14 protein-coding genes are annotated in these 16,268 nt (G+C 62.6%); 5 read left to right on the top strand and 9 right to left on the bottom strand.

Going from position 1 to position 16,268, the window contains the following annotated elements:
* The first annotated feature begins 55 nt into the window (after window positions 1-55).
* Window positions 56-1,018 carry an alpha/beta hydrolase gene (locus LOY45_RS17250; protein WP_233674880.1) on the top strand — a complete coding sequence of 321 codons (963 nt, stop codon included), beginning with the start codon at window positions 56-58 and terminating at the stop codon, window positions 1,016-1,018.
* 854 nt (window positions 1,019-1,872) lie between these two features.
* Here the strand turns inward: LOY45_RS17250 and LOY45_RS17245 are convergent.
* The 6 genes from LOY45_RS17245 to pvdM all read right to left on the bottom strand — a co-directional run bounded on the left by LOY45_RS17245 (window position 1,873) and on the right by pvdM (window position 11,093).
* On the bottom strand, window positions 1,873-4,332 hold the full coding sequence (locus LOY45_RS17245) for a TonB-dependent siderophore receptor (RefSeq protein WP_233674878.1): 2,460 nt from the start codon (window positions 4,330-4,332) through the stop codon (window positions 1,873-1,875).
* 112 nt (window positions 4,333-4,444) lie between these two features.
* Complete coding sequence (locus tag LOY45_RS17240) at window positions 4,445-6,094, bottom strand: cyclic peptide export ABC transporter (RefSeq protein WP_115086248.1); 1,650 nt, start codon at window positions 6,092-6,094, stop codon at window positions 4,445-4,447.
* Window positions 6,095-6,109: 15 nt separating this feature from the next.
* Window positions 6,110-7,453, bottom strand: coding sequence for a lysine N(6)-hydroxylase/L-ornithine N(5)-oxygenase family protein (locus LOY45_RS17235; RefSeq protein ID WP_038994540.1), 1,344 nt, complete (start codon window positions 7,451-7,453; stop codon window positions 6,110-6,112).
* A 113-nt stretch (window positions 7,454-7,566) separates the two neighbouring features.
* Window positions 7,567-8,430 (bottom strand): dihydropyoverdine dehydrogenase, encoded by an 864-nt coding sequence (gene pvdO, locus LOY45_RS17230; RefSeq protein ID WP_038994541.1) that lies wholly within the window; start codon window positions 8,428-8,430, stop codon window positions 7,567-7,569.
* A 12-nt stretch (window positions 8,431-8,442) separates the two neighbouring features.
* Window positions 8,443-9,726, bottom strand: a complete 1,284-nt coding sequence (gene pvdN / locus LOY45_RS17225; protein WP_258578092.1) for a pyoverdine-tailoring periplasmic protein PvdN — start codon at window positions 9,724-9,726, stop codon at window positions 8,443-8,445.
* A gap of 17 nt (window positions 9,727-9,743) precedes the next feature.
* A complete protein-coding gene (gene pvdM / locus LOY45_RS17220; protein WP_115086251.1) occupies window positions 9,744-11,093 on the bottom strand; it encodes a pyoverdine-tailoring dipeptidase-like protein PvdM in 1,350 nt (449 codons plus the stop codon).
* Between the two features lie 186 nt (window positions 11,094-11,279).
* On the opposite strand from pvdM, the gene LOY45_RS17215 reads away from it, so the two are divergent.
* A complete protein-coding gene (locus LOY45_RS17215; protein WP_233674874.1) occupies window positions 11,280-11,729 on the top strand; it encodes a hypothetical protein in 450 nt (149 codons plus the stop codon).
* Between the two features lie 41 nt (window positions 11,730-11,770).
* Here LOY45_RS17215 and pbpG read toward each other — a convergent pair whose 3' ends face one another.
* Window positions 11,771-12,694 carry a D-alanyl-D-alanine endopeptidase gene (gene pbpG, locus LOY45_RS17210; RefSeq protein WP_134063056.1) on the bottom strand — a complete coding sequence of 308 codons (924 nt, stop codon included), beginning with the start codon at window positions 12,692-12,694 and terminating at the stop codon, window positions 11,771-11,773.
* A 224-nt stretch (window positions 12,695-12,918) separates the two neighbouring features.
* Here pbpG and LOY45_RS17205 point away from each other — a divergent pair, with 224 nt between their 5' ends.
* Window positions 12,919-13,413, top strand: coding sequence for a hypothetical protein (locus tag LOY45_RS17205; RefSeq protein ID WP_134063054.1), 495 nt, complete (start codon window positions 12,919-12,921; stop codon window positions 13,411-13,413).
* Window positions 13,414-13,532: 119 nt separating this feature from the next.
* Window positions 13,533-13,955: a GNAT family N-acetyltransferase gene (locus LOY45_RS17200; protein ID WP_115086364.1), complete on the top strand. Its 423-nt coding sequence runs from the start codon at window positions 13,533-13,535 to the stop codon at window positions 13,953-13,955.
* Window positions 13,956-13,971: 16 nt separating this feature from the next.
* Here LOY45_RS17200 and LOY45_RS17195 read toward each other — a convergent pair whose 3' ends face one another.
* Together LOY45_RS17195 and LOY45_RS17190 are read right to left on the bottom strand one after the other, a co-directional pair.
* A complete protein-coding gene (locus LOY45_RS17195; protein WP_258578091.1) occupies window positions 13,972-14,940 on the bottom strand; it encodes a Gfo/Idh/MocA family protein in 969 nt (322 codons plus the stop codon).
* 148 nt (window positions 14,941-15,088) lie between these two features.
* Window positions 15,089-15,271, bottom strand: coding sequence for a hypothetical protein (locus LOY45_RS17190; RefSeq protein WP_115086308.1), 183 nt, complete (start codon window positions 15,269-15,271; stop codon window positions 15,089-15,091).
* A 138-nt stretch (window positions 15,272-15,409) separates the two neighbouring features.
* Here LOY45_RS17190 and LOY45_RS17185 point away from each other — a divergent pair, with 138 nt between their 5' ends.
* On the top strand, window positions 15,410-16,228 hold the full coding sequence (locus LOY45_RS17185) for a shikimate 5-dehydrogenase (RefSeq protein WP_134063050.1): 819 nt from the start codon (window positions 15,410-15,412) through the stop codon (window positions 16,226-16,228).
* Window positions 16,229-16,268 lie beyond the last annotated feature (40 nt).

Raw genomic sequence — 16,268 nt, 5'->3', positions numbered from 1 at the left:
TCTTCCCGGGCCCTGCTTGCAGGGCCCGTTTTTCACTTTATTGAAGGATACGATGATGCATGTGCATCCTGACCTGGCGGCGTTTCTCGAACTGGCCGAGCTGGGCCGGCTGACCGGGAGCAACCGGCCTCTGCATGAATTGCCGGTGACCCAGGCCCGCGAAGTGTTCGAACAGGCTTCGGCGGTGCTCGACCCGACGCCGCCGGCGCTACTGACTGTCAGCGAACTGACCCTGCCGGCGCGGGATGGGGTGTTGTTGCCGGCGCGCCTGTACCGCCGGCCGGGCAGCGACAGCAAGCCGTTACCGGTGCTGTTTTACCTGCATGGCGGTGGTTACGTGGTCGGCAGCCTCGACTCCCATGATTCGGTGTGCCGGCGTCTGGCGGCCAGCGGCCGCTTCGCGGTGTTTGCGCCATCCTATCGGCGCGCGCCGGAACATGGATTTCCGGTACCGCTCAACGATACGCTCGACGCGGCCAACTGGCTGGCGACGCAAGCCGCTGCGCTGCAACTGGACAGCCAGCAGGTGATCTTCATCGGCGACAGCGTTGGTGCCTCGCTGGCCAGCGTGCTGAGCCTGACCGCCGTGCACCACCGCGATCAATTGAACCTTGCACCGCGGGCGCAGATGCTCCTGTACCCGGTGACCGACCTGTCCCGTGAGCGTGACTCGCACCGCACCTACGCTGAAGGCTACTTGCTGGAAACCGCCACCTTGCGCTGGTTCTATCGCCAGTACCTGGGGGCGCATGGCTCGGCGACGGACTGGCGGGTTTCACCGCTGCTGCACCCGGACCCGCGCGGCTTGCCGCCTACCTACCTGGCGGTGGCGGGTTTCGACCCGTTGCACGATGAAGGTCTGGCCTATGCCCAGGCTCTGGAGCAGGCCGGGGTTGCGCTGACCCTGCGCCGGGTCGAGGACATGACCCATGACTACCTGCGCATGTCAGGGATGGTGGCGGATGTCGAGGCTATTTACGCCGAGCTTGAGAACTGGGCGCTGAACCAGTTGGGCTGAAGGTGCGGGCAAAAAAAGGTTGTTCATGGAATCCTGGGTTGGGGGGGCGCGAGTTTATCCATTCGATGTGGCGCCGCTGCTGGCCCCTTCCGCCTTTACGGCGGCCTACTTTTCTCTTGGGAAAAGGTAGGCAAAACCGCTTGCTCCTGCATACGGCCCTACGCTGCGCTTCGGGTCCCCTCGCTACGGCACCTTCCGGGGCATCGCGGCCTACGACTTGCTACGCCAAGTCTACGTCTCGCGTCTTCGGCTGACGCCGAAGGTGCTGCGCACCGCCCCTACAGGCACCTCCGCTCGGCCTCCTGAAGTCGCTTTTGGCGGCGCCTGGAATTACGCGCATGAAGATCAAGATCAAGATCAACATCAAGATGAAGCAGTCGGTCCTCGCTTCAGCGTCAGCTTGGCGCCGCCATAATCTGCTTTCGCAGATACGTCAGTGCAGGCGCCGCCCGTAACTTCGCGACTTCAGGAGGCTGAGCGTAGGTGTCTGGAGGGGGCTGGTGCGCAGCACCCTTCGGCCCAGGCCGAAGTCGCGAGACGTAGACTTGGCGTAACAAGTCGTAGGCCGCGATGCCCCTGGAAGGCACCGTAGCGAAGGAGCCCGGAGCGCAGCGTAGGGCCGTATGCTGGAGCGAGCGGTTTTGGTTCCTTTTGCCAAGACAAAAGGGACCCGCCGTAAGGGCGGAAGGGGCCGGTAGCGGCGCCACATCGAATGGATAAGCCCACAGCCGTAGCCTCAACAACCCAACCCAACCCAACCCAACCCAACCCAACCCAAGGATCATAGCCCCCGGCAACCCGTGAAGAACCCAAAAAAAAGCCCCCTGTACAGGGGGCTTTTGTCTGTCAGGACTTCACCACTTGTAGCTGACTTCGGCGACGACCGAACGGCCTTCACCCATGTTGCACGCCAGCGAGAAGAAGCACGAGGCGACATAGTACTTGTCGGTCAGGTTGTTGACGTTGACGCTGGCCTGGGCCCCGCGCAGGCTCGGGTCGAGCTTGCCCAGGTCGTAACGCACGGCGGCGTCATACAAGGTGTAGGAGGGCACCTTGAAGGTGTTCATGGCATCGCCGTAGGTGGAACCGGTGTACCGGGCGCCGACACCGATGCTCAGGCCTTGCAGCGGATCGAAGGGGAAGCTGTAGTCGGCCCAGACCGAGGCCAGCTTGGCCGGTACCTTGAACGGCTGCTTGCCTTCGTTGCCGCTGTTGCTCTTGGTCACTTCCACGTCGCTGTAGGAGAACGAGCCGGTGAGCTTGAGGTCCTCGGCGACGGTGGTGATGGCTTCGAACTCGACACCTTTGGAACGCACTTCGCCAGTCTGGATACTGTAGCCGATGAATTCGGCGTCCGGCGTCAGGGCATTCTGTTTGGTCAGGTCGTACACCGACAAGGTCAGTTGCGTCTCGGTGCCCGGTGGCTGGTAACGAATGCCCGCTTCGTACTGCTTGCCGGTTTCCGGTTCGAAAGTCTTGCTGCCGCGTTGCGGCGCTCCGGTACCGGCGATCGGGTTGAACGATTCGGAATAGCTCACATAGGGGGCGAAACCGTTGTCGAACAGGTACACCAGGCCGGCGCGGCCGGTGAAGGCATCCCAGTCCTGGTCAGCAGTTTCGACGTCGGTGAAGCGGTCTTCGGTGCGGTTGCGTGCGTAGTCCTGGCGACCGCCGAGGGTCAGCACCCAGCGATCCCATTTCATCTGGTCCTGGAAGTAGTAACCGACCTGGGTATTGCGCTGCACGGTATTGACCCAGGCGGTGTAGACCGAGGTGTCGACCGGGGCACCGTAGCTGGGATCGAACACGTTGATCGGCGTGGCGCGTCCCCAGCGTTCGTTACGGATCGACTTGCTCCAGCTGTAGTCCACGCCCATCAGGGTGGTGTGCGCGATCGGGCCGGTGTCGAAGCGTGCCTGCAGCTGGTTGTCGACCGTGAACAGATCGCCATAGGCATGGCGGATCTGGTAGTCGCGGTTTACCGAAGCGTTGGGTACGCCGTCGGGGCCGGTGACCAGCCCGCTGACCCGGGCCAGGTAGTTTTCCTGGTTGTCGAAGGTACTCCAGCGCAGGTTCTGGCGGACCGTCCAGGTGTCGTTGAACTCGTGGCTGAACTCGTAGCCCAGCGAGGTGCTTTCGACTTCTTCGGTGTCAAAGCCGGGTTCACCGATGAAGCGATCCATGGGCACCTTGCCGTACGGGCTGCTGCCGTTGACGGCGGCCCAGGGAATGGTGGTCGGGGCCAGGGCCTTGTTCTTCTGGTAGGCCGTGAGCACGGTCAGGCTGGTCTGCTCGTTCGGCCGCCAGGTCAGGCTCGGCGCCACGTAGGCACGGTCGTCGTCGGTATGGTCGTAGACGCCATCGGCTTCGCGGCCAAGGCCGACCAGGCGATACGACAGGGTCTTGTCTTCGTTGAGCGGGCCGCTGATGTCAAAGTTGGCCTGGCGACGATGACCGCTACCGCCGGAAATGGCGACTTCGCCACGCTCATAGTCGGTCGGGCGCTTGGAGATCGAGTTGACCATGCCGCCGGGCTCGTTCTGCCCGAAGAGGATCGAGGTCGGGCCCTTGAGTACCTCGACCCGCTCCATGCCGTAGGGCTCTTCGCCGATCATGCCGAAGAAACCCAGGGGGCGCAGGCGCAAGCCATCGCGGTAGGTGAACGAGATGGCATAGCCGCGCAGGAAAATGTTGTCGGCTGCGTTGCTCGCACCACCGGAGTCGGCACGCACGCCGGAGGTGTAGCTCAGGGCCTGGGACAGGCGCTGGGCACCGAGGTCGTCCATGCGCTCGCGGGTAATGACCGAGATGGCCTGCGGGTTTTCCAGGATCGGCGTATCGGTCTTGGTGCCGGTCAGGGTGCGGCGGGCGATATAGCCGGGAGTTTCACCGTAGGGTGAGTCGGAGACCAGGGTCGAGGAGATGACACTGGCATCCAGGTTCAGCGCGCCATCGTCGGTCTTGGCCAGCAGGGTCAGGGTGTTGCCATCGAGGGAGTAGCGCAGCGACGTGCCGTTGAACAGTTGCTGGACTGCCTGGGCCACGCTCAAGCGCCCCTGTACCCCCTGGGTACGCAGGCCCTGGACCGAATCAGGGCTGTAGAGCACCTGCAGGTTGGTCTGTTCGGCCAGTTGGTTGAGCGCCGCCGTCATCGACTGGGCAGCAATGTTGAAATCGTATTGCTGGGTCTGCGCCTGAGCTTGTACCGGTGCAGCGACGGTCATCCCCAGGACCACTGCGGCAACCGGCGCCTTGAGGTAATGCCTCAGCAGCAAGGCGTGGGTGAGGGGTGTAAGTGAATGGCGAACCTGCACGAATGAATGCTCCCAAGGTGGCAAGTGGTAATAATTTTTATTAACTTTCAATGAAACGCACGAGCGGGGCAAAACCGTACAAATATTTTTCCGGGAGTTTGCCCCGCTCCGGTCAGACGGGCTCGAGCGCCGTGCTGACGTGGCCGCGTTCCATGCGCACCAGTTGGTCGGCAACGCCGAAATAGCGATCGTCGTGGGAGATGACGATGATGGTTTTACCCAGACGCTTGAGGTCGGGCAGCAGCTCGGTATAGAAGATGCGGCGGAAGGTCGGGTCTTGGTCGGCGGCCCATTCGTCGAACACCAGGACGGGCCGCCCCTCCAGCCAGGCATTGAGCAGGGCCAGGCGCTTGCGTTGTCCGGTGGACAGGTCGGTGGTGCTGAAGGCGCCATTGTGGATACTGACCTTGTGGGCAATTTCAAGCCGCTGAAGGTACTTGTCGGCATCCTTGGGGACGCTCTGCGTGCCCTCGACCAGCTCGTCGAACAGGTAGTAGTCGGCGAAGATGGTCGTGAACAACTGGCGGTAGTCATCCCGGGTTGCTGCCACCACGGCCTCGCCGTTGACCGCGATATGCCCTTGTTGCGGTTCGTACAAGCCCAGCAGCAGCTTGATCAGGGTTGTCTTGCCGCAGCCGTTTTCGCCGACGATGAACACGATCTCCCCGGGTGCCAACTGCAGGTTTACCGGGCCGACACTGAACGGTTCGACGCCAGGGCTGGCGGGGTAGGTGTAACGCACATCGACCAGTTCCAGGCTGTGCAACGTCGTTGCGGCAGGTGCTGCAGCATCGAGCAGCAGGTGCGGCTCGGGCGACGAGAACTGCTCGGACAGCTCGGCGATGCGCCTGAAGGCAATCTGTGCGCGGCTGACAATCGGCAGGGTGGTGATCAAGTGTTCCAGCGGGCCTTTCATGTACAGCAATACCAGCACGAAACCGCTCATCACCGTCTTGTCGTTGCTCGGCCAGAGGGATTGCAGCGTCAGCGCCAGGCCGATCACGACAAAGAACAGCATCGAGCCAAGGCTCTTGGCGATGACAAAGGTGTTGATCGAACGCACCTGGGTATTGCAGATGCTGTCAGCGGTGCGACGAATGCCATCGATCAGCATGCGTTGGCGCCGGGGGCGGTGCATGCGCAGTTCCTTGGCGCCCTCGGCAACCGCATGATAATGCTTCTGCAACTGGTCCTCGGCTTCGCGCGCCGCCACGAAGCCACGGATGCCGCGCGCCCGGGCCACGTACTGGATGGCCGTGCCCAGGCCGATGGCAACCAGGATCAGCAGGAACATCGGCAGCGACAGCCAGGCCAGATAGCCCAGGCAACCCAGGGTTACCGTCAGGGAAATGGCCAGCGGGGCAAAGGCATAGGCAAAATCGCTGACGGTGTCGACGTCATGAGTCAGCACCGGGATCAGGCGGTGGCTGCGGTAGCGCTCAATTTGCTCGATGGGCGCCGACAAGACCTTCTCACCGAGGTTCTTGCGCAGCGCGGCAATGACATGCTGACCGACATAGTTGGTGCCGATGTCCGAACAGATACTACTCAGCAACGCCACCACGCAGAGTCCGCAAAAAGCCAGCACCACGCCCTGGCTGAGGCCGTTCTCGGCGTGCAGGCCATTGTTGATGGTCGCCAGCAGGGCCGTGACCGACAGGCCGCCGAGCATTCCCAGCAAGGTGGCAAGGCCAACGGTCGGCCAGAATGGCTTGAGCAGGGCAAAGAGTTGGCGGATCGCGCCGGGTGGGTGATTGCTCATGACGCGGTTCCTGTTTCAGGCGCGGGAGAGGGCGACGATGTCGGCCTGCAGGGGGACGGGCTGCGCTTTGTGCGCCAGGCTGTGATACAGCGACTGGCCGATTTCCGCTGCACGGGCAGGCAGCACCGAAAGCAAGGTATCGCTCAAGCCATGGGACGCTTCGCAGAAACCCTGCAGGTAGACCGCCGCCTGCAGGTCGGGGCTGGCCAGGGCGCGATAGTCGCGATCGACGCTGAAGTCCTCCAGGTAACCTTGCAGTGGCGCCAGCAGTTCGCGATGAGAGCGGCGCTCGTAGCCGGTCGCCAGGATCACTGCGTCATAGCGGTGGGTCTGTTGCTGGTGGGTGGCCAGGTCCTGCAGGGTCAGCTCGATGCCCTCGGCGGTGGCGGTGGCGCATTCAACCTGGCGTCGGCACAGCACGGCATGGCGGAACTGGTGCGCGACTTTCTGCCGGTAGAGGATGCCGTAGATGCGCTCGAGCAGATCGACATCGACCACCGAATAGTTGGTGTTGTGATACTCGTCGATGAGCTTCTTGCGCTCGGGATGGCTCTGGTTGAACACCAGGTCGGTGTACATCGGCGCGAAGATCTCGTTGACGAACGGACTGTCGTCGGCCGGCTTGAGGGCCGAGGCACGCACGATCATATCGACCTTGACCGACGGGTAGCTGTCATTGAGGTCGATGAAGGCTTCGGCGGCGCTTTGTCCCGAACCGATGATGGCGATGCGCATCGGCTTGCCCTGGGCGCAGGGCAGTGCCTCAAGGCTGCTCAGGTAGCGCGAATGGTGAAACACCCGCGGGTCATCCTTGAACGCGGTGAAGGTTGCCGGCACCTTCGGCGTACCGCCGGTGCCGACCACCACGGCGTGCGCCAGGCGGCTGTGTTCGTGGCCGTGGGCATCGCGGGAAATCACGTTCAGGTGTTGCACCTTGCCGGCCTCCAGCACCGGTTCGATCCGCGCCACTTCCTCGCCGTACTGCGCCTGGTTGGCAAAGTGCTCGGCGGCCCAGCGCAAGTAGTCGTTGTACTCCAGGCGGCAAGGATAGAAGGTGCCCAGGTTGATGAAATCGACCAGGCGCTGCTTCTGGTGCAGGTAATTGACGAAGCTGTAGGGGCTGGTGGGGTTGCGCAGCGACACCAGGTCCTTGAGGAAAGAGATCTGCAGTTCGCTCTGGGTCGCCAGGGTATTGCCGTGCCAGCGGTAATCGACCTGTTTGTCGATGAACAGCGCATCGAGGGCGTAGCCATTGGTCTCGGCGAGCTCTTCCAGGGCAATGGCCAGGGCCAGGTTGGAAGGGCCGAAGCCCACGCCGATGAGGTCGTGGACCTTCTTGGAGGTAAGGGTCTGGCTCATGCTGTGATTCCTTGAAGTGTCGAGGCGGGCGCATCGAGGAGGCGGCCCCAGGGCCTGCGGGAGTACATCGATAGGACGAGCAGGGCGGGGCACAATTTAGCCAGCGCGGCGGCTTAGAGTTCGCGTACCAGGCGTACCCCGATCCAGTCGCCACGGTTGTCCGGGACACTGGCGTTACGGTTCCCCGAGCGCGAGAAAATCGGCGCCTCACCCCAGTCGTTGCCGCGGATCACCACCACCTTGCACTCGGCTTGTTGCCAGGCGCTGCCGTCATTCGGGGCGCCTTCGTAGCTGTCGTGATAACAGTCGGCGACCCACTCGTAGACGTTGCCGTGCATGTCATACACACCCAACGCATTGGCCGGGTAACTGCCCACTGGCGAGCTGAAACTGAAGCCATCCTTGGGCCCGTACACGTTGGCGTTACGGCTGATCTGGTAGTCGCCATCCGGGTCCAGCTCGAACGGGAACGGCCCGCTGCTGCCGGCGCGGGCGGCGTACTCGCGCTCGGCTTCGCTGATCATCCGGTAGTGCTTGCCGGTCTTTTTCGTCAGCCAGTCGGCATAGGCCTGGACGTCGTGGTAGCTCATGCACACCGCCGGTTGCCGCGGGCCTTGTTGGTAGCGCGGCTTGCTGGCCTTGCACTCGCGACCCGGACGGCTGTCGCCGTCGGCGATCTTGACGCCGGACTCGCGCAGGTAGGCGTCCCATTCACCGGCCGTGACCTGGTAGCGGCTGATGGCGAACGGCTTGGCGAAGGTCACGCGGTGTTGCGGGCCTTCATCGGCCTGGCGGCCGGGTTCGTTTTCCGGGGTGCCCATGGTGAAGCTGCCGGCCGGCAGTACGAGCATTTCCGGGCAGCTACTTTTGCAGTCGCGAAACACCTTGCCGGGCTGCGGCGCCTCGGCGGCGTGTGCGGTAGCGATGCTGGCCACCAGGGCGAGCAGGGACAACGGGAAGCGCAGGGATGAGGACATGGGAGAGCCTTTTCAGAGTTTTTTAACCAGCAGGGCCATGGCCCGATCGATTTCCTGCTCGTTGTTGAGCAGGCCCGGCGCCATGCGCAGCACCGGGCCGACATCGCGGTGCACGGCATCGACGACAACGCGTTGTTCGTTGAGGTAGGCGGCGATGGCGTCCGGGTCGCGATCCTTGATGCGCAGAAAGGTGAAACCGGCAGAAAATTCGCGGCTCTGCGGCGTCACCAGTTCGATGGCGCTGTGCTCCTTGAGCTGCGCCTTGAGGTAGTCGTTGAGTTGATGGATGCGTTGCTCGACATCGGCCTTGCCCAGTTGCAGGTGCAACTCGAAGGCCTTGCCCAGCGCCCAGCGGTGTTCGAAGGCGTGGTAGCCGCCGGGGGTCATGATGGTGGCGAAGTCTTCGTCTTCGGAGAAGGTCGCGAAGGTTGGCACCAGGTGCTGCATTTTCTCTGAGGCGGCGCAGATGATCCCGGTGCCGCGCGGGCCGAACATCCACTTGTGGGTGCCGGCGATAAAGTAGTCGCAGTTGAAGTCGGCGAAGTTCTGGTTCTCTACGCCGAAGCCGTGCACACCGTCGATCACATACAGAATGCGCTCGTTTTCATCACGATCACGGTTGTGCTGGCGGACCAGCTTGCCGATCTCGCCGACCGGCAGCTTGACCCCGCTGCCAGAGTGCACCCAGGTCATGCCGAGCACCCGGGTGTTGGGCTTGATGGCCTGGTCGAGCGTGCTCAGCAACTGGTCGGTGGACAGCTCCCGCGGCTGGTTGAACAGGCGCAGCTTGCGCACCTGGGTGCCCTGGCGCTGCTGGCGAAAGCCGAGGATCCTGTTGGTCGAGTAGTGCTCGTGCTCGGTGGTCAGGATCTCCTGGTCGGCGCGCACCTTCAGGCCGCCGTAGATCATCCCCAGGCCTTCGGTGGTGCTGCCGGTCAGGGCGATCTGCCGGGGTTTGACCTGCAGGTAACGCGCAGCCCAGTCGCGCACTTCGCCTTCGCGCTTCCACTCGCTTTGCGTCTCCCAGTCGACCCAGCTGGCGGGGTGGCGGTCGATTTGCGCGCGGTAGTAGTCGATGGCGTCCTGCACCGGCTTGGGGTGGGCGGTAACCAGGAAGTTGGCAAAGTGGGCATAGCTCGGGTCCAGCGGAAACAGCTGGCGCAGTTGCTGCCATTTGTCCTTGCCGCTCAGCGGCGGTGCGCCCGCAGCCAGGGCACCGGGCAGCAGCGAGCCGGCGAGTGGCAGGCTGGCGGCGAGTACCCCGGCCTGCTTGAGAAAGGTACGGCGGTCAGTCATGTCAGGCGCTTTCCGGCTCAAGGGGTGGCAGTGGTGGCAACGGGCTGGGCGCTTTTTTGCACCTGTTCCCACACGCGCAGGAAGTTGCCGGCCCAGAGCTTGCCGATATCGGCCTCGGAGTACCCGCGGGTCAGCAGTTCGGCGGTGACGTTGCGGATCTCGCTGACATCCTTGAAGCCATCCAGGCCGCCGCCGTCGTTGAAGTCGGAGCTGATGCCGACGTGGTCGATGCCGACCTTTTTCACCGTGTAGTCGATGGCGTCGACGAAGTCCTTGAGCGTGGCTTTGGGCTCTTGCTCGAGGATGCCGTAGAGGCTGCTGGCATACTCACCGAAGCGCGCCTCCGGCCAGATGGCAATTACCGCGTCGCCGGGCATCAGGGCGTTGGCCAGGCCCTGCAGCGGTTGCAGGTCGAAGCGCACGCGCAGGGCTTCGAGCTTGTCCAGGGTCGGCTTGGTCAGGGGCTTGAGGTACTGGCCGAAACCGACCACCTGGATCACCCCGCCGCTGTCCTTGATCAGCTGCATCTCTTTGTCGCTGAGGTTGCGCGGAATATCCACCAGGGCGCGCGGCGCCGAGTGCGAGGCGACGATCGGTGCATGGCTCAGGCGCGCGACGTCTTCCAGGGCCAGGGTCGACATCTGTGACACATCGATGATCACCCCCAGCTCGTTGAGGCGTTTGACCGCCTGCTCGCCCAATGGCGACAGGCCGCCGAGGGCGTCGGCGGTGTCATTGAAGAACGGCAGCGGGCGCGACGAGTCGGCCCAGTCGTTGTTGCCGGTGTAGCTGAAGCCGAACATGCGCATGCCGCGCTGGGCCCACAGGTCCAGCTGCGACAGGTCGTGGCCCAGCGGATAGGCATTGAGCATGCTGATGAACACGGCGAACTTGCCTTCGCCGTTCAGGCGGCGGAAATCATCCGGGGTGTAAGCGATGCCGACCTGGTTGGGGAAGTCGCGGACCATGTTGCTGATGATCTTGTAGCGCACTTCCTGCTGGTGCCGGGCTTCGTCGACAAAACCCGGGGTAGGGCGGTGCGGGGCATTCGGGCCGTTCCACAGTTCCGGCCAGCCGAAGATGGTCAGGGCCGCGCCGGACAAGCGTCCTTGCCCGGCCTTGACCAGGTCGAACTGGCCGTGCCCGTTCTTGTCGATTTCATTGCCGGCGCTGCCCAGGTTCAGCGGCACAGTGACATGGCTGTCGAATGACAGCATGTGTTCATGCAGGGCATTGGCTTGCTCGACGATCTGGCGCGGGTAGCCGTGCTGCGGCTTGAAGTACAGGTAGCCGGCGGTTGCAGCGGCCACTGCCAGGGCCAGGGGCAGGCCGATGTAGAGGACTTTGCGGAAACGGGATTTGGTCATTGCCATCTCGACACTGGGCTGATCGGAACGGTTTGCCCGGTGCACTGGCGTGCCGGGGGCAAAGCTCGGGTATCAGGAGGGACGAATGGCGGCAGGGCAAATTTATCCAGAGGCCCGCCTGGCTCAAGTTTCAGCCTGCGCGGCCGATAGCCGGGTTAACCCCAATACCATCAGGACGATAGAAACATGGCAGGTTTTAGCGCCGTATCAATCAACGGGACCCCACTGAACAGCGGCATCAACACCGGCATCACCGTCACCGGCCAGGAAAGGCAGGCCGGGATGGAAGCGGCGGGCGTGGTTAGCGTCGACCTGTCCAAGGTGCGTGATAGCGGCAAGGCCGAAGAGGCCAAGGAAAAGGAAGACGCCGGTGCCGGCGAAGAACCGGCACACATCAAGCAATTGCGCGAGATGATCAAGAAAATGCAAAAACAATTGGCCGAGCAGCAGAAACGCTTGCAGGAGGCCATGGCCAGCGACATGGAGCCGGTCCTCAAGGCTACGGCTGTCGCTGCCGCGCAATCGGCAGTGGGCGCGACCACGGCGTCGATCGCAAACGCCACGGCGGCGCTGCTCAAGGCGCTGACCGAAGCCGGTGGCAGCAGCTCGGGCTCGCTGGTCAGTACCAACGCCTGACGTTTGAAACAGGGCCTGTGCATGCACAGGCCCTGTCGTTTTCAGTCAGCCATCTGGCGGTTCTGCGTGCGCTCGGACTTGTAGCGCATGGCCACCGCCGGCGCCGGCTTGGTACTGCCGGTCTCCAGCCACTGGCGCATGCGGCTGGCATCGGCAAAGTGGGTGTACTTGCCGAAGGCATCGAGGATCACCATGGCCACCGGGCGGTTGTCCATCTTGGTCAACAGCACCAGGCAGTGGCCGGCATCGTTGGTGAAGCCGGTCTTGGTCAGCTTGATATCCCAGTTGCTCTTGTTGACCAGGTGGTCGGTGTTGCGAAAGCCCAGGGTGTAGTTGGGTTTTTTGAACGCCACGGTCTGCTCGCGGGTGGTGCTCAAACTGCTCAGCAGCGGGTAGTTGCGCGCCGCCATCAGCAGCTTGCTGAGGTCGCGGGCGGTGGAGACGTTGCTGGTCGACAGGCCAGTGGGCTCCACATAGCGGGTGTGGCTCATGCCCAGGGCCCTGGCCTTGGCGTTCATCGCCTTGATGAATGCGTGGTAACCGCCCGGGTAGTTGTGCGCCAGGGTCGAGGCGGCGCGGTTTTCCGACGACATCAGGGTGATCAGCAGCATGTCCTTGCGGTTGAGCTGGCTGCCCAGCTTGACCCGCGAATACACCCCTTTCATTTCCTTGTTCTGGGCGATGGTGACCGTGAGCATCTCGTCCATGTTCTGCTTGGCGTCGAGCACCACCATACCGGTCATCAGCTTGGTCACCGAAGCGATCGGCACCACCCGGTCGGGATTGTTGGCGTAGAGCACCTTGTTGGTTTGCAGATCGATCAGCAGGGCGCTGCCGGAGGCCAGGTGCAATTTCGCTGGATCGCGTTGTTGCTGGGCCGGGGGTTGAGCAGCAGCGGTCGACGTGAGGGTCGCAGTACCTGTGAGCAACAGGAGCAGGCTAAGAATCGAAAGGGAAGTTTTCACGTTGAGGCTCACTAAAAGTTGTTATGTCGTTGGCTGTGCAAGGGTTTTCCCCCAAAAAACCGCTGCATTCTGGAGTATGGCCCAGATCCTGTCGATTGCCCTGTATCCGTTGGGCGGATCATGAAAAAGATTTAATCCCTTACCCATTTTGTACCCACCAGTTGAGTATTCCAGCTTCCCGATTTTCACTATCATCAATCAACTTGCGACACAGGGAAGATCAAATGTTCAAACGTTCTGCTGCATTAGTGCTCGTGGCAATGGCGCTTTCTGCGTGCCAGCCGAAATGGAAGGAGATGACAGAAGAGGAGGTCAAGCAGCAGCGCGAGTTTGCCGAAGCGTTATGGGCCAAGGACAGGGCCAAAAACCCCAGCTATGAAGAGTGGCTCAGTGGGCAGATCAGCTCCAGCCGCTCGGCAGAACAGAACGTGGTGCAATTGATGTCCAGGTCGCTTGAAAGGTGTCTGGACAGATACGTCGAAACCTCTCCGGTCGGCTGCAGCAAGCGCTCGGTGCCCATCGTCGACAACTACTACTTTGACCATTACTACACTTCTAGCAAGAAACCACCGGCAGGGTACCTGACGGTCAGCCATGCTTACCTCAAGTGGTCCTCGGCGATGGAAGCGATCGCGCTTGAGGCATCCTGGCATGTCATTTCGGAACGCGCCCTGCAAGCGCGCGAGGCCATTTCGCGGGCATCGTTCCCAGGGCTTTGAAGGTTTGCTCCGGAGTCGTTGCTCAGTGCTGTTCAGGTTTCGATGATGTCGAGGATGGCTGGCACTGATGCGTATTTGTTACTGTCGTGACCTTCTTTGGTCAACCGGACGACCTCCTCATGACAGTCAGCATCGAGTTCACTCAAAGCCCCACCGAGCAGCACCGCGAAGCCATCCTCCAACCGTTGCGGGCCTATAACATCAGCCAGGCCGGTGAGCCTCGTTTGCAAACCATCGCCTGGTTGCTGCGCGACCCTCAGGGTGGCGAAGTCATTGGCGGGTTGTACGGCAAGATTTCTGCCGGGTGGATGTTCATCGAGCTGCTCAGCGTGCCCGAATCCTTGCGCGGCCAGGGTGTAGGACGCCAGTTGATGATTCAGGCCGAGGCGCAGGCACGAAGCGCGGGCTGTACCGGTATCTGGCTGGATACCTTCAGCTTCCAGGCACCGGCGTTTTACCGCAAGCTCGGTTTTACCGTCTTCGGTGAGCTCGCCGACTATCCGTCGGGGCATACCCGCTACTTCATGCGAAAGCTGCTCTGAACAAGGCTGGCAACAATCATTCGCGCCCCAGGATCCGGTCCATCACCCAGTCGGTTTTCAGCGCTTGCGCGGCGACCGCCGGGTGCCTGGCCTCACCGCGAATATGCGCATTCATGCCCAGTACGTGATGCCACTGGATGTGCTCGGGGTTGGCGATCTGCAGGCTGAGCTGTTGGTCGGCGTCCAGGCGTACCGGGTATTCGTCGAATACCGAGAAGCCGATCCGGCCTTTGCTGCCGATGATATCCACGCGGTCTTCGCGTCGGTCGGCAACGAAGTTCCAGCAGCCCATGCCCAACGCGCCACTGGCGAAACGCCAGCTGGCAGCCACGGCATCTTCGGCGGCATACAGGCCGGCCTGGCGGGCGGTGTAGCCGGTAACCTCGACAATATCGCCGAGCAGGTACTGGAACAGGTCCAGGCCATGGCTGGCAAGGTCGGCAAAGTAACCGCCACCGGCGATTTGCGGATCGGTGCGCCAGTTGGGGCTGGCGCTACGGTCGCCATCGGTAGGGGGTTTGGTCAGGGTCCAGCTCAGGTGCCGGACCTCGCCAATCCGGCCGTCCTGCAGCCATTGGCGAACTTGCTGGAAGCGCGGCAATGAACGTCGGTAATAGGACACGAACAGATGCCGCCCGGCGTCGACAAAGGCCTGTTGCATCTGCTGGCTGCTGTCGGCATTGAGCGACATCGGTTTTTCCACGCAGCAGTGCTTGCCGGCCGCTGCGACCTGCAGACTGTAGGCAAAATGGCTGTCGGGTGGGGTGGCGATGTACACCGCATCGATCTGCGGGTCGGCGATCAGCTGCGCCGCATCGCTGTAAACCTTGGCGATGCCATGGCGCGTGGCATAGTCCTGGGCGGCGGCGGGGCGCCGGCCCATCACTGCCACCAGCGCCGAACCCGGCGCCTTGTAGAACGCCGGGCCACTCTTGCGCTCGGCAACGCTGCCGCAGCCGATCATTCCCCAGTTGATTACCTTCATGACAACTTCCCGATAGCATGCTTGGTCATTCAAAACCGGGACGATGATAGCAATCCCCGCCAAACGGATCGACCGCCCATAAAAAGCCCCGCCAAAGGGCGGGGCAAGGGGCTGTGCGGAGCAACGCACGATAAAACGGTGGCTAGCCTCAGGCTTGCAGGCCGGGGCCTTCGAGCCGGTCGGCGAGGGCCTGGGCGGCGGGCAGCGAGGTCAATGGCCCGGAGATCGCTTCGCCATTGCGCACCAGGTACCAGCAGGCCAGCAGGCCCAGCTCCCTGAGCGAAGTGGGGACGGCGCTGCCGATGACGGACATGATGTTGATAGGGGCCATTGTGGGTTCCTCCTGCGAATCATGGGCCTACCTTAACGGCCAGTGCCTGGCGGTTGAAATCAACCTGAGTGATAGTGAACATCATCGCCATGCTTGGCGTTTGGGCATAATGCCGATTCGCTTGAGGGGGAGAATCAAATGGCAACTGTTCCAGGCAAAGACACCGTGCTGTGCATCTCGCTGGCCGGGCGTCCGGGCACCTTTGGCGTGCGCTTTCATAACCATCTGTATCAGCAGCTGGGGCTGGATTACTACTACAAGGCCATGACCACCCAGGACCTGCCGGCGGCGGTCGCGGGTATTCGCGCGCTGGGTATTCGCGGTTGCGGCGTGTCGATGCCGTACAAGGAAGCCTGCATGGCCCTGGTCGATGAAATCGACCCGTCGGCGGCGGCCATCGAGTCGATCAACACCATCGTCAACACCGACGGTCATCTCAAGGCCTACAACACCGATTACCTGGCTGTACGTCAGCTGCTGGCGCAGCACCGGATCGATCCATCCACGGCCTTCGCCCTGCGCGGCAGTGGCGGTATGGCCAAGGCGGTGGCCAGTGCCTTGCGTGATGCCGGTTTCACCCAGGGCATTATCGTCGCCCGCAATGAACAGGCAGGCCGCCAGTTGGCCGATAGCTGCGGGTATCGCTGGCAGGCGCAGCTGGGCGACCTGTGCCCGCCGATGCTGGTGAATGTCACGCCGATTGGCATGGCCGGTGGGGTCGAGGCAGAACAGTTGGCGTTCGCGCCCGAGGCGATTGCGGCGGCCCAGCAGGTGTTCGATGTGGTGGCGATGCCGGCGCAGACACCGTTGATCGTCGAGGCCCAGCGCTTGGGCAAGCCGGTGATTACCGGGCTTGAGGTGATTGCCTTGCAGGCGCTGGAGCAGTTTGTGCTGTACACCGGGGTGCGGCCGACGGCGGAGCAGGTGGCGCGGGCGGTGGCGTTTGCCCGCGGGTAGTGCGTAGGCCCCATCGCCGGCAAGGCCGGCTCCCACAGTG

Origin of the sequence: Pseudomonas wadenswilerensis, from assembly GCF_024749185.1 — a bacterium.
Taxonomy (GTDB): domain Bacteria; phylum Pseudomonadota; class Gammaproteobacteria; order Pseudomonadales; family Pseudomonadaceae; genus Aquipseudomonas; species Aquipseudomonas wadenswilerensis.
This window is presented reverse-complemented; position numbering and strand designations above follow the sequence as displayed.